This window comes from Eikenella exigua (genome assembly GCF_008805035.1).
Lineage (GTDB): Bacteria > Pseudomonadota > Gammaproteobacteria > Burkholderiales > Neisseriaceae > Eikenella > Eikenella exigua.
In genome coordinates, this window is sequence record NZ_CP038018.1 from 1198085 (window position 1) to 1223913 (window position 25829).

Genomic DNA, 25829 nt, shown 5'->3' on the forward strand with positions numbered 1-25829 from the left:
CCGATTCCCTTTTGAAATTCGCCACCCGCTTGCGCCGCGCGCGCCGCTACCGGCCATATCAGCCGAAGGCGGTAATGCCGGCACACTATATTTCCTGCCATTCCTGCGGGCTTGAGCAGCGCCTGCCTCCGCTCAAGCCGGGGAAAGCGGCGTTTTGCCCGCGCTGCGGCCATCCGCTGGCACGGGTGGAAGCCAACCCGTTTCTGCTGCCGCCGGCGCTGGCCTTGGCCTCGCTGATTATGCTGGCAGTGGTGTTTTCCGGGCTGTATATGCATGTGACGGTGCTGGGCTTAGAGGTGCCACTCACCATGCCGGGAATGATGAAGGTGCTGATTTTGCAGAAATCCGGCTTTTTAGCCGAGGTGATGTTTGTGCTCACCTTCGGCGCGCCGTTTTTCTTCTGCCTGCTGTGTTTGTATGTGTATGGCGGGCTGCTGTGGGGCAAGCCGCCACCTGGCGTGCTGCGCGCCACGCGCTGGTTGGTGCGGCTGCGCGGCTGGATGATGGTGGATGTGTTTTTTATTTCCACGCTGGTGGCCTATATCAAGCTGGGCAAAGTGGCGGAAGTGCATTTCGGGCCGGCGTTTTATTTGATGTTTGTGCTGTCCGTGTTGCTTATCCGCACTGCGCTTTCCGTGCCGGAGCATTGGGTGTATTACCAAATCCGGCGGCTGCGCGGAGATAAGGATTTGGTGCGGCCTGAGGGTGGCTCGGTGTTTTGCGGCAAGTGTTTGTTTGAGCGGCCGGCACACGAAACCGAATGCGGAATTTGCGGCTCGGGGCTGCATAAGCGGCGGCCAAACAGCCTAAGCTTGAGCTTGGCGCTGCTGATTACTTCTGTGATTTTGCTGCTGCCGGCCAATCTGATGACGATTATGGTGTCGTCCAACCCCACCGTTATCGAACGCAGCACGATTTTCAGCGGCATTCAGTTTATGTGGCGCGATGGCGACCACTACATCGCCATGATTATTTTCAGCGCGAGCATTATGGTGCCGTGGCTGAAGATTATCGCCATGGGCGTGCTGCTGTATGCGGCGAAGTTTGGCACCAAGATGGCACCGCAAAAACTTTCCAAGCTGTATTTGATTACGGAATCCATCGGGCGCTGGTCGATGATCGATATTTTCGTCATCATCATGCTGATGTCCACTTTCCGCACGCACATGGCGCGGGTAGTACCCGGGCCGGCGGCACTGTATTTCTGCTTGGTGGTGCTGCTCACCATGCTGTCGGCGCATTTTTTCGACCCGCGCCTGATGTGGGACAAAGCTGCCCAGCGCAACGCAAAGGCTACCTGAAACCATTAAGGCTGCCCGAACCATTTTCAGGTAGCCCCAACGCAGCATAGGCTACCTGAAAACCTCTTCCATAAAACGCAAAATCACACAATGAATAAACCTTCTTCCACACGCGAACCACAGGCAAAAATCCGCCGCAACCGCAGTTTTTCCTTTATGGTTTGGCTGATTCCGCTCATCGCCCTCTTCACCGGCGGCTGGCTGCTGTTCGACCATATCCGCAACACCGGCCCGGAAGTCACGCTGTATATGAGCAATGCCGAGGGCATTGAAGTGAACAACACCGTGATTAAGGTGTTGGATGTAGACGTGGGCCGCGTTACCGCCATCCACCTGCGCCCCGGCCAGGAAGGCGTGGCGCTCACCGCCCAGCTCACCGGCGAAGCGAAAGACATGGTTCGCAAAGACAGCCAATTTTGGATGGTGAAACCGCGCGTGGATCAAAGCGGCATCACCGGCTTGAGCACGCTCGTGTCCGGCTCGTATATCGCCCTGATGCCTGGGAAAAACCCGGAAGAAGCACGCGAATTTACTGTAGCCGATGTGCCACCCGTGTCTGCCTTCGCCCAAGGTGGCCTGCGGCTGCGCTTAAAAGGCGGCAGCGGCAAAATTCTTAGCAGCGGCAGCCCGGTGATGTACCGCGACATCGTGGTTGGCATCGTGGAGGGCGCAAAATTCGACCCCGTGTCCAAAACCACCGACTACCAAATCTTCATCGGCAGCCCTAACGACAAACTCATCGGCAACAATGTGCGCTTCTGGCTGCAAAGCGGCCTCAAAATCGAGCTCGGCGGCAGCGGCCTCAAAGTGGACACCCCTTCCCTGCCCGCCCTGATTTCCGGCGCCATCGCCTTCGACGACCCGCCCGACGGCAACAAAGGCAGCCAGGTGGGCAACAACACCCTCTTCCCCCTCTACGACAGCCGTGCCGACGTGGACAACCAAGCCGACGCGCGCTCGCTGTATTACGTGGTCTTCTTCAAACAAAGCGTGCGCGGCCTGGCCGCCGGCGCGCCCGTGGAATACAAAGGCATCCCCATCGGCACGGTAACCGACGTGCCCTATTTCAGCCGAAACGACAGCCTCAACCTGTTCGACAACGGCTGGATTCCCGTGCGTATCCGCATCGATCCCTCCCGCCTCGAAATCAACGCCGACAGCCAAAGCAAAGAAGCCTGGGCCGACCAAATCAGCCGCGCCCTCAACAAAGGCCTCAGCGCCACCCTGTCCAGCAACAACCTGCTCACCGGCTCCCTGTTTGTCGAGCTTTCCGAAGCCCCCGGCCAAAGCGTGCTCAAACCCGCCGCCAGCTATCAGGGCAACACCGTCATCGCCAGCCGTAACGGCGGCAGCCTGGGCGATTTGCAGCAGCAAGTATCCACCCTGCTCGACAAATTCAACCGCCTACCGCTGGATAAAACCGTGCGCGAACTCAACGGCAGCCTAACCGAGCTGAAAGGCACGCTCGCCCAGGCCAACCGCCTGCTCGGCCAGCCGCAAACCCAGCAGCTGCCCGGCGAGCTCAACCGCACCCTGGCCGAACTGCGCACTACCCTGCAGGGCGTATCCCCGCAATCGCCCGTGTATGGCGACGTGCAGAAAACCCTGCGCAGCATCGACCGCACCCTGCAGCAGGCCGCGCCCGTGCTCAACACCCTCAAAGAGCAGCCCAACGCCCTGATTTTCAACTCTTCCGCCACCGACCCCACCCCGAAAGGAAGCCGCTGATGTCCTTATTTGCCAAACTGTCCGCCGCCGCCACGGCCCTGCTGCTGGCCGCCTGCGCCTCCGCCCCCGCCGCCCAGTATTTCAGCCTGCCCAACAGCGCCTTTGTGCCGCCTGCCGGCCAAAGCAGCGGCCAAACCGCCGTGCAAATCATCCTGGCCGAGCCGCTCGGTCAAGGCGGCCTCGTTTACCAAACCGACGCCCACCGCCTCAACTTCGCCCGCCACCACCTGTGGGCCGCTCCGCTGGATCAAAGCCTTGCAGCCGCCTTCAGCAACCGGCTCAACCGCCGCGGCAGCGCCCGCTTCGTGCCCTACGGCCGCGGTAACGGCCTGCCCGTGCTCAAGATTTACATCGAGCAATTCCAAGGCAGCTTCCAAGGCCACACCCTCGTGAGCGGCTATGCCCAATGGCCGAACGGCCGAACCACCCCATTCAATATCCAAACCCCGCAGCAGGGCGACGGCTACCCCGCCATGGTGGAATCCCTGTCCCAAGGCCTCAACCGCGCTGCCGATACCGTGGGCGGGCACTAAATATCCCGCCGCAGGCATCAGTAAAAAGCTACCTGAAAACTAAAGCAGCGGGCATGAAGCGCAGGTTATTGGCCAAAGCGGTGTTTACTCGGCGGCTTTTTTATTGCCTTCCACCACCACGGTGAGCTTGCCGGTAGCAGGGTGGATAGCCAAGCCGCATACGGCGATGCACTCAGACATCAGCAGGTGTTGTTTGATGGTCTTCACGGTTGGCGCACGCTGTCGTCAACATTATTGAAGCCGGTGAGCCAGACGTCTAAGTCAATACCAGTATGACGTAGGATGTTGGTGTTCGCCTCCGGAATGCTGGCGGCGCGGGCTTTATTAAACGGGCGATTGGGAGAAAAGCCGCACATGCTGCAGTCATGATGCACCACCACCATGATTTCTTCCACATCTAAATCAAACACAACCACCAAGAGTCTGCGTATTCCTGAACCCCACGGGTGCGGCACTACAGCGCCGGTATTACGGATAACTTTGCCATCGCCGTTTTTCAAGTTTAAGGCGGCATACAGCAGCTCGAAAATACGTATATGCATGCAGGATAGGATGGCCAGTTTCTTTTCAGGGTATTTATTGCTGAAAAATTCTACGCATTCGCCGCTTTCAACGAAGTGTTTGTTGTGTTTTATATTTTCATCAAGTAGGTTCATGAAAGCTCCCTTCATAGCTGGGATGGAGCTGCAAAGTAATACGGATAAGTAATGTTCGATATATACCAGAGGAGTAAATCATTTCTGCATTCTATTTAAATGTGCTCCTTAATATAGTCTTCCCAAGTAGGATGAAGACGCCGAACCACAGACAAAAAACAGTAACAAGACAAGGCAACACCGTATCATTCCTATTCTGGATGGCTATACAAACAGGCTACCTGAAACGATTTTCAGGTAGCCTATGGAGCGAAATCTACTCAGATTAAGAGCGGATGCCGGATGCTTTCACGCTGTCAACGTAGCCATGGTCGTTAATACGGATGTGGCGGAACAACCAGCCTTCACATAAAGTAATTACTTCATCCAAGGCTTCAAGGTCACCGTTGTGATAACGGGCTTGCAGGGTACTCATACGGTTTACGAAGTTTTGATGCACTTTTCTGTGCTGCTCTACCAGACGGTACTGTGCCTCCTCCAACATCATCTCTTCGTAGCTGAAGTGTTCTACGGTGTAGTCAATCAGGTGTTGGAGTTCCAGCTCGATAGCTTCTTTATCGTTAGCTTCTCTGGCATCATACAACTTATTAGTATAATCAACCAATTGGCGGTGTTGTGCATCGATATCGTCGAGTCCGGTGTCCAAATCGGAAGTCCAATATACGAAAGGCATGGTGTATCCCTCATCAAGTAAACAAAAAATTGATCGCCGCGGCACTTAAACTTCCTCGCCAAGCAGCAACTTTTACATAAAACCGAAAATCCGCCAGCAAAATCCTGACAGGTAAAACAGATATGTAAAAGCTATCTAATTTCAAGCAAGTCTTATGCCAGTTTCCTCCCCTGCAATAAATAAACCTTTCTGCCGAAACAGAAAGGTTTATTTATTGCCAACTGAGTACCAACAAAACTGCCTGTAGGCAAGCTTAACGGCTGCCGTAGCCGTCTACTTGGATCTCCACACGACGATTGGGCTGCAGGCAGGTGATCAGCTGGTTGCGTCCACCGTGGTTATCGCACTGCCTAACTGGCTGGGATTCGCCCATGCCAACTGCGCGGATTTTGTCAGCCGGCAAGCCTTGAGCTGCCAAATAACGGCGCACAGTTTCGGCGCGCTGCTGCGATAGATTTTGATTATAGGCATCTGAGCCGAGGTAATCGGTGTGGCCGATTACGGTGATGCTATTGAGCTGCTCGAAGTTTCTCAATTTAGCGGCCAATTCGCTCAGCTCTTCGCGTCCACGTGGCTGTAAATCATATTCGCCGCTACGGTCGAACGCAAATAATACATCTGCACTCAGCGTGTAGCGGTGCTGCTGTTGTGCAGGGGCTGCAGACTCTTGCGATAGTGGTGGGCAGGTGGCGTTTTCGGGATCAACAGCGCGCCAGTAGGTTTCGTTGCTGAACACGTTTTTGTCGAACAACACTTTAAATTGGCAAGTAGTTACGCCATTGGTACCTTGGCCGGGAGTATGGAAGTGGAACAGGTAGTTCCATTCACGCGGACGCCACATTTCACCGTAGTGCGGACGGCCGATCAGGTAGTACAAATCGTCTTTGGTCAAGCCAGCTCTCACTTGGTTCAGACTGCCCAAATCAGGGAAGGTGCCACGGGTTTTATTGAGGGTTACCCGATCCCACTTTGGCCATACCGGCTGGTCAGTAGTACCGCTTGAGCTTACTCTTGTTAGTGAGGAACAGGCAGACAATACTATGGCGATAGTGGCCACAGCTGCTGTGCAACGGGCTACTTTAGCAAATTTCATAATTTTTTCCTTTGGGTTGTTTATTTTGGAGAATCCAGTAGGGCTACCTGAAAATTCTATGCTTAGATTTTCAGGTAGCCTCTTTACAGCTTACCACTGATAGCCCGCACCGATAGAAGCACCGAAGTTACCGCGTGAATTACCGCTGCCGGTAGCTTTAATAATCCAGTTACCGCTATCAGAAATAGTGGAGAAGCCAACGGCATAACCGGTTTCGCCTTTGTAGTAGCCGCCACCCACAGCCACCATGTTTTTGCCCGGCAAGTAAGCCTGCGGCAGGCCAGCAGTGGCAATGGCTTGGGCTACACCGGCATTGGCAGTATTGGCTACATCGTTAACTTTGGCATCCAGAGCAATGATGTTAGCATTGTTGGTACCGCTCAAAGCACCCAAGGCCGCATTCAGCTGATTCACGTTAACTGCATCCGTGCCATCCGTACCTCTAGCAACATTGGTAATTTTGTTGCCGCCGTTGTTCAGACCACCGGTGGTAAGACTAACGGGGTTGCCGCCACCTGCTGCCGGAGTGATGGTTACGCCACTACCGTTGGTAACAGTTTTATTACCAGCTGCATCGGTGGTGGTTACGCTGGTTACGTTCAGGTTCGGGTTCAACGCCAACTGTGTGCCGCCAGCTATAGTGGTGCTGGTGATGTTGCTGTCGCCTTTCACGTTGATGGTATCACCCAGCTTGTAGTTGTTGCTACCAGTAGTACCGCCGAAGTTGATACCTTTAGCCACGTTTTGGTTAGTGGCATACAGCTGACCGCCGTTTACAGCTTCCTTGCTGCCAGCGGCAACAGTACCGTCCGCCACATTACCCAAGGTAACCGGGTTGCCTGCGGTACCGCCTACTAAGTTCACCCTGTTAGTTGGCGTATTGGTGGGGTTGCCTGAAGCATCGGCATAGGTCATCGGGGTATCAACCTTAACGGTAGTTACGCCGTTGGTACTCGTTACTTTGGCTACAGTACCTTGGCCGTTGGCGAAGTTGACGGTGTCGCCGTGGGTGACGAAGTCCTTATTAACTCCGTTGCCTTGTACGGTGAAGCCAGCGTTCAATACGTCATTTACGGTAGCGGCATTGTTGCCTTTGCCTGCAAAATCAGCGCGGCTGTTGTTGGCCGGGTTGTTTACAGCATTGGTTGTATCAGCCAGGTTGCTCTTCACATTGGCCAATGTGGTCGGCTCAGTGGTGGAGCCAGCGGCATTCTGCATGCTGGCAATTACATCGCCAGCTGCTACTTGGGTACCTGCGCCGTTAGGCTGGGTGTAGAACTTGCCGTCGGTGTGTTTGTACACTTTGCTGCCGTCAGCTTTGGTGTACGCCACCGGGGTTTGGGCGCTCTGCACCACAGATTGGGCATTCAGGGCGTAGGTGTAGCTCTGATTGCCATTGCCGTCCACCTCCTGTTTCACAGTCAACCCGTTGCCCGCTTTCAGGGTCAGAGTGCTGCCGGGTTTGGCGAGCGTAGCAGAATGATTACCCGCTACATTGCCGCCAGCATCGATGTTGAAGCCGCTGTTGTTGATGGCCTTGGCTATATCGCCGGCAGTAGCCAGTTTGTTAGCATCAGCGGGAGCCGGAGCAATCACTTTACCAGCCGGGTTGCCACCGGTGCCGTCGCCCACGTTCAACGCAGTGGTGTCGGCAGCCACTTTATAGGTGGTACTGCCATCAGCATTTGGCGTACTGCTAACACTAATACCGTTGCCTGCTTCTATCTTGCTAGTGGCTGCTGCTTTAGCCGCATTCAGCTGATTCACGTTAACTGCATCCGTGCCATCCGTACCTCTAGCAACATTGGTAATTTTGTTGCCGCCGTTGTTCAGACCACCGGTGGTAAGACTAACGGGGTTGCCGCCACCTGCTGCCGGAGTGATGGTTACGCCACTACCGTTGGTAACAGTTTTATTACCAGCTGCATCGGTGGTGGTTACGCTGGTTACGTTCAGGTTCGGGTTCAACGCCAACTGTGTGCCGCCAGCTATAGTGGTGCTGGTGATGTTGCTGTCGCCTTTCACGTTGATGGTGTCACCCAGCTTGTAGTTGTTGCTACCAGTAGTACCGCCGAAGTTGATACCTTTAGCCACGTTTTGGTTAGTGGCATACAGCTGACCGCCGTTTACAGCTTCCTTGCTGCCAGCGGCAACAGTACCGTCCGCCACATTACCCAAGGTAACCGGGTTGCCTGCGGTACCGCCTACTAAGTTCACCCTGTTAGTTGGCGTATTGGTGGGGTTGCCTGAAGCATCGGCATAGGTCATCGGGGTATCAACCTTAACGGTAGTTACGCCGTTGGTACTCGTTACTTTGGCTACAGTACCTTGGCCGTTGGCGAAGTTGACGGTGTCGCCGTGGGTGACGAAGTCCTTATTAACTCCGTTGCCTTGTACGGTGAAGCCAGCGTTCAATACGTCATTTACGGTAGCGGCATTGTTGCCTTTGCCTGCAAAATCAGCGCGGCTGTTGTTGGCCGGGTTGTTTACAGCATTGGTTGTATCAGCCAGGTTGCTCTTCACATTGGCCAATGTGGTCGGCTCAGTGGTGGAGCCAGCGGCATTCTGCATGCTGGCAATTACATCGCCAGCTGCTACTTGGGTACCTGCGCCGTTAGGCTGGGTGTAGAACTTGCCGTCGGTGTGTTTGTACACTTTGCTGCCGTCAGCTTTGGTGTAGACCACCGGCAGCTGGGCAGACTCGGCCAAGCCTTGGGCGTTGACACTCAGATCGTAGTTATCTGCGCCAGTTGTTCCATTGGTCGTTTTGGTGACCGTAAGGCTGCCGTTGTTAGAAGACACCGTGGTTCTGCTGGCTTGAATGGCTTCGTGAATGTTGCCCTTACCTGTGCCACCAATATTGTTCATGCTGAGTTTACCATCGGCACCTACGGCTGCATTACCACCCAAAATATTCTTCATGCTACCAGCCACATTGCCAATCACCGTTTGTGTGGCATACAGCTGGCTGCCATTGATGGCATCGGTGCTGGTGGCACTGATGCGGCCCGCGGCCACATTGGTAATTGTACGTTTTTCACTGCCATTACCAACACTTACTGTCGCAACAGGATTGGTTCCCGCAAAACCACCGTAAGTGATATTGCCTACCGTTGCAGTATTTGTACCTACCGCATTTTCAGTAGTCGAAGAACTACCCAATGCAACAGACTTAGAATGGGTTGCCGATGCGCCAGAACCGATGGCAGTACCATATTGTCCAGCACCTTCTACTTTCGCACCTGCACCGATAGCAACACCGCTGGCGGCTGCCACCTTAGCCTCAGTACCTATAGAGGTGGAGCTGCCCTGAGAAGCAATAGCCTTAGAACCGATAGCTGTTGCGCTATCCGCTTTGGCTTCAGCACCTTGTCCTAATGCGGAGGAATCAATACCGTCAGCTTTCGCATTACTACCGAATGCCGAACTGCGTAATTTTGTTGCTGTTGCCGCACTCCCGATTGTGGTCGCATCATCGGCAGTCGCAATTGCATTCGGGCCGACCACGACCGTCCTTTCGCCGGTAGCCGAGGACTTATAGCCAATAGCGATATTATTATTTTTAGTAACCTTGGCTTCACGACCCATTGCAATAGCTTGTGCAGCATTAGCAGCAGCCGATTCCCCGATAGAAATCGCAGCATCACCCCCTGCATTAGCCTCTCTACCAACTGCAACAGAACTTCGTCCTCCAGCCTTCGCATCATTAGCTAATGCTACTGCAGCATCTCCCATAGCTTTGGAACCGGTACCGACCGCGGTGGAATAACCGCCCGTAGCTTTTGCATGTGCGCCATTACCGATAGCAACCCCATGCTTGGTTGATTCAGCCGTATTACCGATTGCGGTTGCGCCCATTCCGTTTGCACGAGTTGTCGTACCAATACCCAGCGCATCTCGTCCTGTCGCTTGAGCATCATTACCAAACGCAACAGTTCCTTTATCCATTGCCTTGGCTGCAGAACCTACGGCTACCGAATGCTCTGCAGAAGCAGACGCATTTACGCCAGCGGCTAGTGCATGCGTACCTGTTGCGCCGTCGTTGTTGTAGTTTCCGTCGGTAGCACCACTGCCTTTTACGCTATAGTAATGTGTTTTCGCAGCACCAATCTGGTTTTGCAATCCTTGCGTTACATAAAACAGCTGGCTGCCGTTGATGGCATCGGTGCTGGCAGCATTAATAGCGCCTGGAGCAACGTGTTTGATTTGGCGCTCGAAACCTGCCGTACCAATAGAAACCTGGTCACCGGCAGTCACGCTGCCGCTGCCAGCAAACGGATTAGCCGCACTGCCATAAGTGATTGAACCCACGGTTGCCATTTTTTCTGACGTAGCCGCTGCAGCCGTGGTGCTGCCCGCACCCAATGCAACCGCATTTTCTTTCGATGCATTGGAACCCACGCCCAGTGCCAATGATGCCACGCCCGAAGCAGCAGAACGCGTACCGAATGCAGTGGAAAGACTACCGCTCGCTTTGGCCTGCACGCCGACAGCTACAGCCGCCGTACCTGACTCAGTGGGAATGAAAGGCGCAGCGGTGTTCTGCACCAACTCATCGCCTGTCAGCGCCTTGTACTTCTTCGCCACGTCAGACTGATTGAAATTACCACCAGCATCCTTCGACACAGCATTCAAATCATCGCCGCCGATAGCTACGGAAGAATCGCCTCTGGAAATGCTGTTGTTACCGATTGCAGTAGACTGGGCACCAATTGCCTGAGTCGACGGCCCCAAAGCTACGGCCTGCCCACCGGATGCCTTGGCACGCACGCCATAGGCCACGTCTTCGTTGCCAGTTGCCTCTGCCGCCCAGCCGATGGCTACCGTTCTGAGCCCAGTGGATTTGGTGTCTACACCGATAGCAATAGATGCCTCTTTGTTATTGGCCTCATTTAAAGTAATGCCGGTACCCATGCGGATGCTGTTCGATGAACGATACAGGTTGCCATTGGTATCTTTATATTCACCATTCTGGCTGAAGTTCGGATCAACTCCGTTCGTGCCACGGTGTCCGATGCCAATAATGCCGCTGTTGACATCCAATCGGCCGCCCAGGGTCAGGTTTTTGGCGCCATTATCGGTAGTATTAGCAGGAGCATTTACAGTGCCATAGAACAAAGTGCGGTTGGTCTGTGTATCACGGTTTTCCGCACCAGTCCCATTGATCGGCTTACACGGGTTATATGTCGGCGTTATGCCAAAAAAAGCAGGATTCGGTACTTGCACAGTGCCTATACCCTGCAATGGCGTATGAATGTTTGTGCCCATGATGGCATATTGAACAGCATTTGTACTGTCAGCAAGACCTGTACAGTTAACATCCCGACCGTCGTTAAAATAGAAGCCAGCTTCGGCATTAGCCTGACCGGCCGCAGCAGCCACAGCCAATACTACTGCGGAAGAAACAAAGCGGGACATTCTAATGCCTACCCGACTCAAAATAGCCCCACTAATACCATTTGCACTTATAATAGAGGCCGACTTACCATGCGCCTTAGCTGTTTCCTGCACAGCCACCCAAGTGTTGGTACATTCATTCCATACGGTACGGTAAACTTTGTTCATATAATTCAGCTTCCTAACTTTCCAAAATTAAAGAATCAAAAAATAAAACACATTAAACAACGGAAAAGCCCATCGGTTGATTTACATCAATAACCATCGATTTCTTCCTACGCTTGTCAGGCCATACAAAACTTAAATTATTTTTGCAAGGTGACTTTATTTTATTCAAATAAATTCAATAGACTACGTATTCTAAACCCGTGGGCAAATTGAGGCTGGCATAATACAGGCAGTTAACGTATCATCCTAGCCGCTTATCGCTTGGTTGTATTTCTTTTACAAAAACTTGCAACAAATTTGTAACACTCTCTACTTATACAAGCCACATCAACTACACATTTCAAGCGGTTTTTAGGTAGCGAGCATAATATTATAATTCCTTAATATACAAATACTTAAATACCACCCAAAAACTAAGCATAAACACGCTCGTTTCCTATTGCCCGAGCCGAAGCTTCACTTTATTGAGTAACCTCACTAAGTAAATTACAAGCTATTCCTAGCTTGAATCAACTTGTAGCTTAGCAGCAATATCTATTACAAAATTTCTATAATACGCAACAAAATAGCAATAAAATATTGTGCTGCCATGTCCTCCTAAATTTCAGGTAACTTTCTCCTCCCTACCCTTTATGAGGTTTTAATCGTAATACAACACAAACCTAGATCGTAAATGGCACAGGGCACCGCAAAATCGGGCAAACACAACCCAATGTCAATCACCCCTAGTCCTTACACAAAAAACGCTTGCTTATCATTAGGATAAACAAGCGTTTCAAACTCTCAGCTGTAAAATAAATTTTCAGCAATTGTCTTTAACAAAGGCCCTATTACACCCATCGCCTAATACAGAGGAAAAACAAGGTTGCTATCCTGCTCCATCCATCGCCTCACAACGGTTGCCGCAGTTCGCTCAAGCTGATACCCAACGCTTGGGCGTATTTAGCCAAGGTTTTTTCAGGTAGCCCCTCAAACACGACTGGTTGTAAATGGCGGCGCAGCTGCCAACGCCATACGCCGGCGGCCATAGCCAGGCCGACTTCGTCGTATCGGCTGCGGAACATGTGGTAATACAAAGCAGAGCGCTCGCCACGTTCCACGGCCTGTTTGGCGGCTTCGGCCTGTTCCTCCAACTCGGCCACGGCCTGCACAGTGGCGTAGGATTCGTCTTGCCAGCCGGTGCTGGTGGCGGCTTGGTAACGGCCATTGTGCGTGCCATAGATAATTTTTTGATGCCCACGATAGCTGGGACTGTCGTCTTGCGGAATGTCGTTGATATCCATGCTGAATAGTTCCAAACAAGCAGAATCTGGGTTTTCAGGTAGCCTCAGGCATACACCGCTTCCAGCAACATAAAACAAGTGGAAAAGCGGCCGCTTTCGGGAATGTAGCACAGGATTTTCTGGCCTTCTTGGATGTCTGTGCGGCGCATAAACTCTTCCAAGATAATGTAAATCGCCGCCGAACCGGTGTTGCCTTTATAGTGCAGGTTGGTAAACCATTTTTCTTCGGCAATCGGCAGCCCCGCTGCAGCAAGACCATCGGCTAACTTACTGCGGAAGAAATCGGAGGAGTAATGCGGCAGAAACCAATCAATCTCGCCGGCTTGCAGGCCGTGCTTGGCAATTAGACGGCACAGCGGCTTTTCCACCGTGTAAGCCACGATATTTTCATTCAACAGCTTCACATCCTGCTTCACCACCATCAGGCTGCGCTTGGCACACTCATCGGCATCGACATCTTTCCAGCTCAGCCACTCCCCGCCCTGCCCCACTTCGCCACCGGCATACATACACACTGGCATCTCGCTGGCATACGACAGCAAATCAATCCAATGGATTTTAAAATTCAACTGCCCGGCCAGCGGTTCACTGCCCAGCTGCACCGCGCCGGCACCGTCCGACAGCATCCAGCGCAAAAAATCCTTTTCAAACGCAATCTCCGGCTTGGCACCCTGCAGGCGCAGGCTGTCGGTTTCACAACGGAAACGCTCGCCGCGCAATACCGCCGAAGCCGTTTCCGAAGCTGCTGCCACCGCTTCGCTACATTCCCCGGTGCGCACCGCGCGTTCGGCCTGCTTCATCGCCGCCATCCCCGCCACACACACGCCAGCCGTGCTCACCACCTCGCAGGGTGGAATCTGCGGCAGCAGCCCGTGCACCATCACCGCATGGCCGGGCAAAATCTGGTCGGGGTAAGACGTGCCGCAGACAAGACTGCCGATTTCGTCCGCACGCAAACCCTGCTCCAACAAACCGCGCACCGCCAACGCAGCCAGCTCTGTGTTGCTATGGGTGGCACGTCGGGAGTGCGGATCAATGGCGTAATGGCGGGAAGTAATGGCGTTGGATCGCAAAATCATCTTGCGTACGCGCGAAGGCGTATCCCCCGTCATACCGAGCACGGCTTCCATCTGCTCATTGCTCACCGGCGAATTCGGCAGAAACGCAGCAGCGCGCTTGATATAAACATCTGATGGCTTATGCAATTCCGGCTCCCCTTCGATATTATATGATGTGTGTGTGGACATTTTCAGGTAGCCTACAGCGGCATATAGCATAAGGCTACCTGAAACTTAGCAGCTAACGCAAAATAGCCTGAAATGCTAATCATTTCAGGCTGTCGTATTATTTGGCAGGCTTTTATCAAAGCCGCATTCTATGCTCATAATTATAAATGCGAACCGCCATATGCCACATCCTAAACACCAACAAAAGCACTCACACACCCAAACTATGCAGCTTCTTTGCAACAATCCCACCAAATCCGTGCCATTCAAGCAAAACTATTATCCAAGCCGCGCCCCAGGCAAAGCCCCAAGCAATGGGACAGCCAAATAACGGCATAACCAAATGGAAAAGGCTACCTAAAAGCAACACCTGCAACGAAGCAACCTCATGGCTTGCTAAAAAGGGTAAAGTCCAAGATTGGCCAACAGCAGCAGCTGTCTTTTGTAGAGTGCAAATGCAGCGGCGGAGAGCGGCTGGTTTCAGGTAGCCTGCAGGCAAGATTGCAACTCATGCCAACAGTTTCTTTCTTTTTATCGCTTCTTATCACTCCTATACAAAATAAAATTCTTGTCACGCCAACCAATATGTAGTAAGCTAAAAATTTTAGCTTCGACCGCCGGCTTTAAGGCGGTCGCGGTGCTTCCGCTTCGTCCGAGCCAATGTTTTAGCTTCACCGAAGCTTACGCCTTTAGGTAGCCTGCCGCATACGGAAGTTCAATATTATTCCAATCATCACACACAGATCGACAAGTGCAGAGCAGGTATTTGCGTTCATGCTCTTCTAGACTACCTAAAAACAGATAAAGCAGGTTTTCAGAGTTACAAATTTAAAATGTTTCACAGATCGATGGGATATCGATTATCGCAAGTATGAATTTATGCTTACGTGCTTTTAGGTAGCCTTATGATATGAATGCGTGGGCAGCGAGCACCTACCCTACACGTACCTATGAGACTATTATATGATAAAAGTCAGTTCCTTTTTAAATTGGCAACGGTTTTTTTTTATATATTTTACCGTAGCCTATCTAACAATAATTATTACAAATAAATTTAACTTATTAGTATTTGTACATATGCTATCTGATATCGCATGCTTTGGTATATTAAATATAATTGCTTATTTCTCTTTAAGACATTTAAAAACAGAATACTTACCAAAATCATTTTTTTATAAATTTACAATATGGTTTCATATACTACTCCCAATAATATTTATTATTTTTAGTATTATTAATGGAGATGATTATAAATTTATGCTTTTCACCCTTATTTCAGGCGTCTTCCCTCATATTTTTTTTATAATAAAATTAAGGATTAATTATGGCTTATGAATATAAAGCTAATGCAAATATAGGACCGATTAAATTTGGTGAGCTCAAGTTTAGCATGCTTTCCCCACTTTTAGCATATAAATCGTATAATTCATTTGTAAGCTCAATCTACTCATTATCAGATACCATTTATAATGGAAATAACAGAGGGAACCTTACCGTTGCTATAGGAAATTCTATTCAAGCAGCAGATGCTTTTTTAGATAGCATTGGGAAGCAGAATGGATATTTAAATACCGCTTCTCTTACTTCCTCACTCTTCAATATAAAAACTCAATTAACAAATGTTTACAATGATATACAACATACTGGGGAATTTAAGCCAAATGATATCCAACAAGCAATCGGAGACTCTTTTATAGCCATTGGTGACGGAATTGGGTATTTTACTAGCCTACTTGACCGAACTGTAAAAGGAGAAAGTATTATAGGCAAACTACTTCCTGATTCAGCAAAGTCTAGTCTTGCTAACAAATATTTTGATCAATCTAGCAAACCTGGTGGTTCAAAGATATTAAGAAATGCCATTCTCTTACAACATGAATTTAATATATTAGGAACGAGCATAAAAGATTATGGAAATGAGCATCTTGGCAATTCAAAGATGAGCATTGATGATGTAAAAAAGATCCCTGGTTTCTTCCTAGACCCAAAATCCTATAGCGGATTATTCGAGCATGCTTCTCGATTTATTTATTCTGTACCTCCAGCTTTTCTCGGGATAAATCCTTGGAAAGGAGGAACAAATGAATTACACCGAGATATAACAGACTCCTTTGAAATTGTAGAAAAAATATTAAAAGGAGAACTACCCTTTGATCCAAAAACCGTTGGTGGATTCCTAGAGGAAAATCTAGAAGATTTTTTCCGCTGGTTATTCCCCGGTGGATTTACTCCGTGGAAAAATACTCATAAAGGCAAAAAATACCATATCGTCGACCCTCTTGCCCTAGACCTCGATGGCAACGGTATCCGTACCGTGGTGGCCAACCAGTTTTCAGGTAGCCTCTTCGACCACGACGGCGACGGTATCCGTACGGCTTCGGGCTGGGTGGGCAAAGAAGACGGGCTGTTGGTGTATGACCGCAACGGCGACGGCATCATCAACAACGGCAGCGAGCTGTTCGGCGAAGCCACCCACCTGAAAAACGGCGGCACGGCGGAGCATGGGTTTGCCGCGCTGGCCGATTTGGACGACAACGGCGACGGTAAAATCGATGCGGCCGACAAGGCGTTCTCTTCATTGCGCGTTTGGCGCGATCTCAATCAAGACGGCATCAGCCAGGAAGGCGAGCTGCTCACGCTGGAGCAGGCCAAGGTGCAGTCGCTCAGCACTCAATTTAGCAACACCAACCGTAGCCTGGGCGACGGCAACACGCTGGCGCAGGAAGGCAGCTACACCACCACCGACGGCCAAACCCGCCAGATGGGCGATTTGCTGCTGGCCAACGATCCGCTGTTCAGCCGCTTCAACGATCATGTAGAACTAACCGCCGAGCAGCTGCAAAATCCGAACCTCTCCGGCATCGGTCGCTTGCGCGATTTGCGCGAGGCGGCGGCTTTGTCCCCTGCTTTGGATGCGGTGTTGCGCCAATATGCCGCTGCCGAAACCAAAGAGCAACAAACGGCACTGCTGGCGCAGCTGGCCGCCGAGTGGGGCAAAACCGATGCCCGCTACGGCAGCTACACGCCCACGCTCACTGCCGCCACCGAGCAATCCGGCACCGCCGGCCAAGGCGTGCCGCTCACGCCTTCTCAGTTGCAGGCTTTGCGCAACGGCAAAGTAAACATTTCCCCCGAGCTGCAAGCCGAATTTGACGCGCTGCAAGACAAAATCCGCCTGTTGGACGCTTTCACCGGCGAAGACTCCCGCACACTGAGCTACGGCACACTGGAACAAGTGAAAGAAATCATCGGCGTGGCCAACACCACTTATGCCCAGCTGGAGCACAGCCTCTACCAAGCCTGCTATTCCAAACCTGCCTGAAACCCTATCTGAATGCCGTAGGCCTCCCACAATCGCCTCTGTGCTTTACCGTGATAGCGGTAATTGTAGACAAAATACCGTGTGCTGCCTCGGAAAATAGGAGCTAGGAGCAACGACAAATGATAGCCCTCTACCGTCGGCCAAGGTCTGTTTTTTCTTACCGGGTTTGAGGCTTTTAATCTTGTGATCACTTAATAACATAACATTTCCCTTATTGGCAGAATAACCGTTTATTTTAGTCATACTTTCTCTCAATTTGCCATACTAGGATGTTGGTGCTTTTGCCAGTTATCTTAACCATGCACCTACAAAAGCACCAACTGATTGATGTGGCTTTTGGAAAACAAGGGAAGATTTGTAAAGATGGAAGTTAAAATCAAAACAAATCAATCGATTGAATTTAAATTACTTTGCAGTTTTTAGTGGGTACGGGAAGATAAAAAAAATAACCGCTGAAAAGCGGTTTGTGGTGCCCAGGGTCGGACTCGAACCGACACACCTTGCGGCGGGGGATTTTGAGTCCCCTGCGTCTACCAATTTCGCCACCTGGGCAGGTGATGAGGAAACGGCATTATAGGCATTTTTCCACGTTTGTAAAGTTTTTTACCTGCACATCCGCCGTTTTGCCGTTTAAAACCGTGTTTTCAATGGCAATAAAACCACAGCCCTACTCCGCCGTGCTGCCTTTTGGCTGGACAAAACCTCATTTTGTGCGATGGTGGAGTTCTAGTTTGTACTTAATTATAGCAGATTGGCTTTAAATCAGGACAAGTTAACAAGCCGCAGAGTGCAGCTAGCATAGCGAGCCAACGCAGTACTGGTTTAAAGTGAATCCACTATATATAATCGCCGCATATGCATACCAATACTCCTTATCCGCAGCCCTCCTGCTATTGGACGGTTGCCCATCCAAACCACCTGCCGTGCCTGAAGTGTCGGCATCTTTGGCCTCTGCCACCTCTGCTGTTGCCAGCCGGTTTCACGGCACAGACATCAGCCAAGACCCTATCGGCGGCGAATCCACCTCCACCTACCGCAACGGCTGCTCCGTGGTGATGGGAGCCGTCAGTCAAACCGCCACCCATCTGGTGGAAGACCTCAAAACCCTGTTAAACCAGCAATCTTAATACCAAAGGCTACCTGAAAACCATTTTTCAGGTAGCCCCAACCCAGAAACCAAACACCATGCAGAAAAACGACCAACAAGCCCGCCTTGCCGTCCTCATCGACGCCGACAACGCCCCCGCCGACATCATCGACCGCCTGCTCGAAGAAATCGCCAAATACGGCATCGCCAGCGTGAAACGCATTTATGGCGACTGGAGCCACGGTCTCTCCAAATGGAAAGCCGCCCTCCTGCCACACGCCATCATCCCCGTGCAGCAATTTGCCTACACCAAAGGCAAAAACGCCACCGACATGGCCTTAGTGATTGACGCCATGGATTTGCTCTACAGCGGCAATTTCGACGGTTTCTGCATCGTATCCAGCGATTCCGACTTCACCCGCCTCGCCAGCCGCCTGCGCGAAAGCGGGCTCACCGTATACGGATTCGGCGAAAAGAAAACCCCCACCGCCTTCCGCAAAGCCTGCGACAAATTTATCTACACCGAAATCTTCCTGCCCGAAAAACAGCGCGCCAACAAAGAGCGCGGCAACGGCAAAGCCCCCGCCCCCGCCGCCGAAGAAAGCAACAACACACCCGACGCCCTGCCCCTGCTCAAACGTGCCGTACGCGAAAACGCCGACGACCTCGGCTGGGCCAACCTCGGCCCCATCGGCAGCTACATCAATAAAATCAACCCCGATTTCGACTCCCGCCTCTACGGCTACGGCAAACTCTCCGACCTCATCAAATCCTTCGACATCTTCGAACACCGCACCGACAACAACCAGCTCCAAGTGCGCCGCAAAACCGAATCCCGCCCCGAAAGGCTACCTGAAAATCAAAACGAGCAACACGAAGCACGGCAAAGCCAGAATGAACGAAGCGAAGCCCGCCCCAACCCAAACGAGCCGCGCCAGCAAAGCGACCAGCCCACCGAAAGCAAACCCGCCAAACGCAAACCCCAGTCCGCCAAAGCCGAAGCCAGTTCGTCCAAAGCCGCCAAACCTTCCTTCACCAAGCTCATTCCCGCCGTGCAGCAGGCTATCCAAGCCACCGCCGACCCCGATGGCTGGGCGCGGCTGGGCGACGTAGTCAAACAGCTTCCCGCCGCCATCGATCCCATCCAATACGGCTGCGCCAACGGCCGCGACCTCATCCACTCCATCTACAGCGACTGGGTGGAAATCAAAAAAGCCGGTCGCGGCGAACGCATCCGCATCAACAAAGCCTTTATCGTGAAAAACGAACAAGCCTAGCCAAGCAAAAGGCTACCTGAAACAAACAAAACCGATTGCTGTCAAGCCAATCCAGGTAGCCTCATAAATAAACCATATCATGCTGTTATTTATATATAATTGCGACTCTTTCATCTACAGCATCATCCAATACTTCGCCGAGTTCGGCCAGGAAATCAGTGTGCGCCGCAACGACGACATAGCGCTGGACGAAATTGCCGAACTCCGGCCTCAATACCTCGTGATCGGCCCCGACCCCTGCTCGCCCAAAGAAGCCGGCATTTCCGTGCCTCCTCTGCGCCGCTTTGCCGGGCAGATTCCCATTTTGGGCGTGTGCCTCGGCCACCAAGCCATCGGCGAAGCCTTCGGCGGCCGCATCGTGCGTGCGCAAGAGCTGATGCACGGCAAAGTATCGCCTGTGCATCACACCAACAACGGCATACTCGCCGGTCTGCCCAAATGCCTCAACATCACCGTCTGGGCGGCAGACGGTAAAATCATGGACGTGCTCCATAAACAACACACCGTAGAAGGCGTACAATTCCACCTCGAAGCCCTGCTCACCGAACACGGCCACGATATGCTGGCTAACTTCATCTAAAGAGCACGCGGCCGCAAATAGCCAGTGAGCCTAACTTCCGCTCCCGCGTTGGCTCGCTTCGTAGCAAAACCAAAGGCTACCTGAACCCCAAAATTCAAACCTCAAACAAAAAGGAGAACACCATGAGCCTGAAAACCCGCCTCACCGAAGACATGAAAACCGCCATGCGTGCCAAAGACACGCTCACTCTCTCCACCATCCGCTTGGCCAATGCCGAAATCAAACGCTACGAAGTGGACGAGCGCGCCGAAGCCGACGATGCCAAAATCACCGCCATGCTCAGCAAAATGATTAAGCAGCGCAAAGAAAGCGCCGCCATCTACCACGAAGCCGGCCGACAAGACCTGGCCGACAAAGAGCTGGCCGAAGTGGCCATCCTCCAGCGCTACCTGCCCGAGATGCTGTCCGAAGCCGAAATCCAAAGCGCCGTGGCCGAAGCCATTGCCCAAACCGGCGCATCCGGCATGGCCGACATGGGCAAAGCCATGGGCGTGCTGAAAAAACGCCTCGCCGGCCAGGCCGATATGAGCGATGTAAGCCGCCTGCTCAAAACCGCCTTGCAGAAATAGCAAATGCCAAAGGCTACCCGAACAAAGATGCCGACAAATTTTAGGCTGCGCTCTCAGGTAGCCTTATCTTTTCCCGCAAAGAAACCCCTATGCCCCAACTACCACAACAGCATGAAATACGTTGTCCCCGTGCGCCGCACATTGGGCATACGCACCGTGTTCAACGTGTTGGGCTCGCTCACCAACCTCGCTGGAGCTGCTAGCCAGCTCATCGGCGTGTTTCACATTGATTTGGTAGGCATCCTCTCCCACGTGTTCCAGCAGCTCGGCAGCAAACACGCCCTCGTGGTGCACGGCAGCGATGAGCTCGACGAAGGCGTGGATATAGCTCGCAAAGCCATCGACAGCAGCAAAGCCCGCGCCAAACGCGAAGAAGTGGCCGCCTTCTCGCAAAAACTGGCTGCACAACAGGCGAAATAATGCAGATAAGTTTCAGGTAGCCTTTCTGATTGAGTACAGGGCAAAACGTCAGCCTACACCTACTCATACCCCGTAACGGTAATCTTACCGCTATCGTATTCCGCAAGAAATACCGTGCTAATATCTTCTATCCCTTGCTCTTTCAATTCAGACCGCAACCACTCTTCATCTTTATCAATCATTTCCAGCGTAGTAGGCTGGACATTGCCATCAGTAATCAGCGGATATTTCGGGTTTTCTTCGCCAAAAGAGGTGACGATGAGTTGCCCGTCCTGTTCAAGAATGGCTTGCTTAACATCTTTTATCGTATAAATGCCCTGCATACGCAGCTTAAAGGACAAATCATTGGCCGATATGCCTACTTTACGCACCGCGTCCACATCGATTTTGCCGCGGGAAATCAACATCGCAGGCCGCCCGTCCACTAATCTCTTAACCAAATTGTTATGTTTTTTCAACCAGCGCAGCGATAAAACCGCTGCAAACCAAATGGCCAAAATCAACATAAATACGGGGATGGAAATATCGGTGTTGTAGATAACACCACCCACAATCCCGCCAAGCACATAGTTTTGCACTTGGTCGCTGGCCGAAGCTGGCGCAAGATTGCCCTTACCGGTCAGGTTAATAACCAGCACCAGGGCCAACAGGCCCAGGATAAGTTTGATTGCAACGATGACATAAAACATATGGTGTACCTGAAACCCAGTGAGATAAATATAAGGGGTCTGTGAGATAAATGGGATTAAGTTGGATGAGGATGGATGAAGGGGGATGGGAAATTTGTAACAACGTTGCACTGGGTGCAACAAAACGGAGCGGGCGGATTTGCCCGCTTTTTATTTTCGGACACCCCGTGCCAAAGCATCGAGGGCGACATCCAGCAGGCGGGATTCGGCACCGGCCTGAAGTGTACCGCCTTTGCTCATCGGCAGGTAGGGGCGTGCCGGGATGTTGACCTGTTTGACCCTGCGGAAGCCGTCGCCGACTTTGAATACAAGATAGGGTTTGTTTTTGGCTTTGACCGTGCCGCCGAACTGGTGGATGGCGGCGTAGGGTTTGTTGGTACCGATGCGGGCGAAGTTGCTGCCGGAGGCGGTGTGGATGTTGGCGGCAAACTGCCCGCTTTTTTGCAGGATTTTGCCGCCGCGCGCATTGTCCGGCCCTTTTTTGCCGCCCCAGCTTTCGGATTCGAAGTTGTCTTCCGTAATACTGAGCAGTTCGGCGGCAATGGCTCGCATCATCGGGCGCGGGTGGCGGGCGTTATGTAGTAACTGCCCCAGTCCGCGTTGCAGGTCGCTGTCGTCCAAGCTGATTTCCAGCATCATTATCCTCTCAACAGTTGAAGCACCCAAGCCAGCTGGGCGGCATTGAGCGAGGATTTGAAACGCTCGTTGCCCATCATCTGCCGCAGCGCCACACGGGCAATATCAGGATGGGCGGCCTGCGCCTTATCCACCGCCACCGAAGCCATGCGCGAGAGCATGGCTTTGCCTTGGTTGGCATTGAAGCCGGCATTGGGGGCGACGAATTTGCCGTTAATGCGGATGCCGGTGCGCCGGGCATGGCGTTCTTCGCCGGTATATTGGTTGACACCAATGTCCACGGTTTGGGTTTCCAGCTGCGGGCTGGGTTTTACCCGGTCTGCCCCACGGCTGCGTGATAAGGGTCGAACCCGGCAGCGGCAGCGGTAGTCCAAGGGCGGATACAGGCTGTCCCACACCGGGTCGTCGGCGGCATAAACGCTGCCGTGCAGCAGGCGGTGGGTCTCGCGGGTGCGCTCGTCGTTGACTGCCACGTATTCCCAGTAAGGGTGGGTATCTATCGCATCCATCATCTCGGCATAACGCCCGGCCATATAGGCCGACTGCATATTGGTCAGGTAGATGGTTTTCAGGCGGTGCGGGCTGCCCAGTCGCACGGTTTGGATTTCGCCGGTGTCCGGGTGCGGCACGTCCTGCCTGCCCCACCAGCCTTTGGCCTGCAATATCGGCGTCAGCTGCTCGCTGAACTGCTCCAAGGTCTGCCCGCTTTCGGCGGCTTTGACCACGGCGGCATAGATATCGCCGACTACATCCATGCGGACGGTTTTGGCCACGGTGAAGGCGGTGACGTGCGCATCATCCAACATGTCCTGCCAGTCCCACGATACGTTGATGCCCTTCTGCTGCAGATAGCCGCCCACAATGCAGCCGTAGCTCCACCACATCCACTCCACCGGTTCGGGTGCCATGACAAATTTGTAAGTCATCACGGCGTAGGCCACGTTGGCCCATACCTTGGTATGGCTGGCTTGGCCGCTGGACGGGTTGGTAAACGCGCCGGCCAGCCAGTTTTTAAGGCTATTCATCTTCCAGCCTTTCTGCGCCGTTTGGCGGCGCGTCTGGCGGCAGCCACACCGCTGCGGCGGCCGCTAAGCAGGTAGCTCCCCGCGCCGACCGAATATTCCAGCCGGGGTGCGGAATGGGTCAGGCTCGGCAATACGGCAGACAGTGCCAGCGCCACCAATGTTTTTTTCTCTTTCATGCTTTGACCTCTTCGGCAATAGCGTTAGCGATGGCTCGGCAGATGCTCCATTTGGTTTGTTTCCATTTAACAAGGTCGCCATCATTGGAGATAAAGAACGGTTCGAGGATGATGCCGCCGGCTTGGGCGTAGGCCAGACGACTGTGTTGGCCGGCATTGTCGGGCTTGTAGCCGTCTTCGCCGCGCAGCTTCCAGCCTGTGGCCTGTTCCACAGCACGGCACAGGCGCTGGCAGGCGGCTTTGTTTTTTGGGGTAGATAAGGCTTCGATGCCTGTCGCGGTTTTATTGAGTGCCGCATTGGTGTAGAACTCGACGGCCAGGCGGCTGCCTTTATACCTGCTACTCCGCTTCCATCCGCGATAAAGGCGTGCGCTGCAAAGTGATGCCGCTGCCAGCGGCTAAATGGGACTTGATCCCGCTGCCCTCCGTCCCTGAGGTACACGAGCAGCTGCAGAGGGTGTGGACGTCCACCGAGGGGCAGGGCTACGACCTGATGGGCGCATTGGGTATCGCCTTCGGGCTGCCGCAAAACCGCCGCCGCTGGTTTTGCTCCGAGTGGTGCGCCACCGCGTTGAGGCTGCCTGAAAGCTGGCGCTGGTCGCCCAACGACCTCGCTGTTATCGTACCCGCCCTATATAAGGAGGAGGCATAAAAATACCCGCCACAGGGGCGGGTATACGCAATAAGTAGGACGGCGGCGCGGCCGGTGTTTGCCCACCAAACCGCGCCAGCCACGCAGAGATAGCCTGCATGACCCAAGGCCGCCACCTCTAGAGGCGGGCGGATTCTAACATACTGGTAATGTGGGAGCTGCAAAAATGCAATATCGTTGCAAAAACTGCAATAAGCTGTTGGCCAAAGGCGAGGGGCAATTGGAAATCAAATGCCCGCGCTGCAAAGCGGTCAACCAATTTGGTTCTTTAACAACCCGGAGTGCCCGTGAGCGCCAAACTTCAAGGAACAAGCATCATGGGCAACACCCATCCCATCAGTCCGCTTAGGGGCTGGCTGGGCGGCAAATACCGCCTGGCCGGTACCATCATTCCGTTAATCCCGTCAGACCACACCTGCTACGCCGAAGTGTTCGGCGGTGCGGCATGGGTGCTGTTCAAAAAGCCGCCATCCAAAGTGGAGGCCATCAACGACATCAACGCCGATGTCATCAACCTATATAGGTGTGTTCAAAACCACCTGCCCGAGCTGCTGCGGCAGGCCGAATACCTGTTGCCCAGCCGCGATGAGTATTGCCGGCTGCAGCATTGCAATCCCTCCACCCTGACCGACATCCAGCGTGCGGTGCGCTTCCTCTATCTGCACCGCATGGGTTTCGGCGGTAAGGTAGCCGAGTTCTGCTGCGCTGCCACCAGCACCCGCCCGCCCAAATTCCGCGCCGACCGGTTGGCCGAGGAGCTGCAACACAGCCACCGCCGCCTGCAGGGTGTGATGCTGGAGCGGCTCAACTACGATGACTTCATCGCCCGCTACGACAAACCCGGCACCTTCTTTTACATCGACCCGCCGTATTGGGACTGTGAGACGATGTACGGCAAAGGCATCTTTGCTAAGGCTGACTTCGAACGGCTGGCCGAGCAGCTACGCCACATCAAAGGGCGCTTCCTGCTGTCGATTAACGACGTACCTCCCATTAGGGAGATTTTCACCGGCTTCCAGTTTAAAGAGGTCAGCCTGCGCTACAGCATCAATAAGGAGATTACTACCGAGGCTGACGAGCTGTTGATTGCCAACTACCCCATCACCACGGAGCAGGCGAAGTCAGCTTGATGTAAAAAATCCCACCAAGTAAGGTGGGATTTGTAACGTTGTTGCACAGGGTGCAATAATATCAGGACTGATTTATCGCGCCGAAGTGGGGATATTTATCGCGCGCGGCTTCATGTACCTCATAAAACGGTATCGTGCGATATGGCTGAGGCAGCTTGCCCGGCGTTAGGGCAGGCCTCAGCTATCAACGATTAAATTTTTATACTTC

Annotated in this window: 19 protein-coding genes, 1 tRNA gene and 5 pseudogenes; 12 read left to right on the top strand and 13 right to left on the bottom strand. The window is 52.8% G+C overall.

From position 1 onward, the window contains the following. Window positions 1–74 precede the first annotated feature (74 nt). The 3 genes from EZJ17_RS06190 (at window position 75) to EZJ17_RS06200 (ending at window position 3562) form a co-directional block, all read left to right on the top strand. Complete coding sequence (locus EZJ17_RS06190; RefSeq protein ID WP_151086570.1) at window positions 75–1301, top strand: paraquat-inducible protein A; 1227 nt, start codon at window positions 75–77, stop codon at window positions 1299–1301. 90 nt (window positions 1302–1391) lie between these two features. Beyond that, the gene (gene pqiB / locus EZJ17_RS06195) at window positions 1392–3029 is read left to right on the top strand and encodes an intermembrane transport protein PqiB (protein ID WP_067444968.1); all 1638 of its coding nucleotides are present in this window, start codon (window positions 1392–1394) and stop codon (window positions 3027–3029) included. Further along, window positions 3029–3562, top strand: coding sequence for a PqiC family protein (locus tag EZJ17_RS06200; RefSeq protein WP_151086301.1), 534 nt, complete (start codon window positions 3029–3031; stop codon window positions 3560–3562). The genes pqiB and EZJ17_RS06200 overlap by 1 nt, the downstream gene beginning before the upstream one ends. Before the next feature lie 84 nt (window positions 3563–3646). Here the strand turns inward: EZJ17_RS06200 and EZJ17_RS06205 are convergent. From EZJ17_RS06205 to EZJ17_RS06230, 7 genes and pseudogenes are all read right to left on the bottom strand, one after another. Then, window positions 3647–4218, bottom strand: a pseudogene (locus tag EZJ17_RS06205) (beta-class carbonic anhydrase). Between the two features lie 265 nt (window positions 4219–4483). Beyond that, complete coding sequence (locus EZJ17_RS06210; protein ID WP_067438342.1) at window positions 4484–4891, bottom strand: bacteriohemerythrin; 408 nt, start codon at window positions 4889–4891, stop codon at window positions 4484–4486. Between the two features lie 253 nt (window positions 4892–5144). Next, the gene (locus EZJ17_RS06215) at window positions 5145–5984 is read right to left on the bottom strand and encodes an OmpA family protein (protein WP_067438338.1); all 840 of its coding nucleotides are present in this window, start codon (window positions 5982–5984) and stop codon (window positions 5145–5147) included. 90 nt (window positions 5985–6074) lie between these two features. Continuing rightward, window positions 6075–11402 carry a YadA-like family protein gene (locus EZJ17_RS06220; protein ID WP_231868015.1) on the bottom strand — a complete coding sequence of 1776 codons (5328 nt, stop codon included), beginning with the start codon at window positions 11400–11402 and terminating at the stop codon, window positions 6075–6077. A gap of 33 nt (window positions 11403–11435) precedes the next feature. Further along, a pseudogene (locus EZJ17_RS10950) lies at window positions 11436–11549 on the bottom strand (ESPR domain-containing protein); the annotation flags it as partial. An 890-nt stretch (window positions 11550–12439) separates the two neighbouring features. After that, window positions 12440–12832: a DarG family dialkylresorcinol biosynthesis protein gene (locus tag EZJ17_RS06225; RefSeq protein ID WP_067438320.1), complete on the bottom strand. Its 393-nt coding sequence runs from the start codon at window positions 12830–12832 to the stop codon at window positions 12440–12442. Between the two features lie 44 nt (window positions 12833–12876). After that, window positions 12877–14079, bottom strand: coding sequence for a beta-ketoacyl-ACP synthase III (locus EZJ17_RS06230; protein WP_067439640.1), 1203 nt, complete (start codon window positions 14077–14079; stop codon window positions 12877–12879). Between the two features lie 2179 nt (window positions 14080–16258). Here EZJ17_RS06230 and EZJ17_RS06235 point away from each other — a divergent pair. Next, window positions 16259–17086, top strand: a pseudogene (locus EZJ17_RS06235) (calcium-binding protein); the annotation flags it as partial. A gap of 761 nt (window positions 17087–17847) precedes the next feature. On the opposite strand, the gene EZJ17_RS06240 reads toward EZJ17_RS06235, so the two are convergent. Beyond that, a tRNA-Leu gene (locus tag EZJ17_RS06240) sits at window positions 17848–17932 on the bottom strand. 275 nt (window positions 17933–18207) lie between these two features. Here EZJ17_RS06240 and EZJ17_RS06245 point away from each other — a divergent pair. The 5 genes and pseudogenes from EZJ17_RS06245 to EZJ17_RS06265 form a co-directional block, all read left to right on the top strand. Beyond that, entirely contained in the window at window positions 18208–18507 is a 300-nt protein-coding gene (locus EZJ17_RS06245; RefSeq protein ID WP_205748058.1) for a hypothetical protein, read from the top strand. Window positions 18508–18565: 58 nt separating this feature from the next. After that, on the top strand, window positions 18566–19744 hold the full coding sequence (locus EZJ17_RS06250) for an NYN domain-containing protein (RefSeq protein ID WP_067438312.1): 1179 nt from the start codon (window positions 18566–18568) through the stop codon (window positions 19742–19744). A gap of 79 nt (window positions 19745–19823) precedes the next feature. Next, complete coding sequence (locus tag EZJ17_RS06255; protein ID WP_067438309.1) at window positions 19824–20324, top strand: aminodeoxychorismate/anthranilate synthase component II; 501 nt, start codon at window positions 19824–19826, stop codon at window positions 20322–20324. 122 nt (window positions 20325–20446) lie between these two features. Next, window positions 20447–20893, top strand: a complete 447-nt coding sequence (locus EZJ17_RS06260; RefSeq protein WP_067438306.1) for a GatB/YqeY domain-containing protein — start codon at window positions 20447–20449, stop codon at window positions 20891–20893. A gap of 93 nt (window positions 20894–20986) precedes the next feature. Further along, window positions 20987–21313: pseudogene (locus EZJ17_RS06265) on the top strand (hypothetical protein); the annotation flags it as partial. 59 nt (window positions 21314–21372) lie between these two features. On the opposite strand, the gene EZJ17_RS06270 reads toward EZJ17_RS06265, so the two are convergent. From EZJ17_RS06270 to EZJ17_RS06290, 5 genes and pseudogenes are all read right to left on the bottom strand, one after another. Continuing rightward, window positions 21373–22002 carry a DUF421 domain-containing protein gene (locus EZJ17_RS06270; RefSeq protein ID WP_067438300.1) on the bottom strand — a complete coding sequence of 210 codons (630 nt, stop codon included), beginning with the start codon at window positions 22000–22002 and terminating at the stop codon, window positions 21373–21375. Between the two features lie 150 nt (window positions 22003–22152). Further along, the gene (locus tag EZJ17_RS06275) at window positions 22153–22638 is read right to left on the bottom strand and encodes a phage virion morphogenesis protein (RefSeq protein WP_067444980.1); all 486 of its coding nucleotides are present in this window, start codon (window positions 22636–22638) and stop codon (window positions 22153–22155) included. A 2-nt stretch (window positions 22639–22640) separates the two neighbouring features. After that, window positions 22641–23546 carry a phage head morphogenesis protein gene (locus EZJ17_RS06280; RefSeq protein ID WP_067439639.1) on the bottom strand — a complete coding sequence of 302 codons (906 nt, stop codon included), beginning with the start codon at window positions 23544–23546 and terminating at the stop codon, window positions 22641–22643. 113 nt (window positions 23547–23659) lie between these two features. Next, window positions 23660–23839, bottom strand: a complete 180-nt coding sequence (locus EZJ17_RS06285; RefSeq protein WP_067438294.1) for a hypothetical protein — start codon at window positions 23837–23839, stop codon at window positions 23660–23662. After that, window positions 23836–24171 (bottom strand): annotated as a pseudogene (locus tag EZJ17_RS06290) (N-acetylmuramoyl-L-alanine amidase); the annotation flags it as partial. The gene EZJ17_RS06285 and the pseudogene EZJ17_RS06290, both read right to left, overlap by 4 nt. A 50-nt stretch (window positions 24172–24221) precedes the next feature. Between EZJ17_RS06290 and EZJ17_RS06295 the strand changes: the two are divergent. From EZJ17_RS06295 to EZJ17_RS06305, 3 genes are all read left to right on the top strand, one after another. Then, window positions 24222–24491 (top strand): hypothetical protein, encoded by a 270-nt coding sequence (locus tag EZJ17_RS06295; protein ID WP_197478848.1) that lies wholly within the window; start codon window positions 24222–24224, stop codon window positions 24489–24491. Between the two features lie 166 nt (window positions 24492–24657). Then, window positions 24658–24840, top strand: coding sequence for a Com family DNA-binding transcriptional regulator (locus tag EZJ17_RS06300; protein ID WP_082886393.1), 183 nt, complete (start codon window positions 24658–24660; stop codon window positions 24838–24840). After that, a complete protein-coding gene (locus tag EZJ17_RS06305; protein WP_240746202.1) occupies window positions 24779–25621 on the top strand; it encodes a DNA adenine methylase in 843 nt (280 codons plus the stop codon). The genes EZJ17_RS06300 and EZJ17_RS06305 overlap by 62 nt, the downstream gene beginning before the upstream one ends. Window positions 25622–25829: the final 208 nt, after the last annotated feature.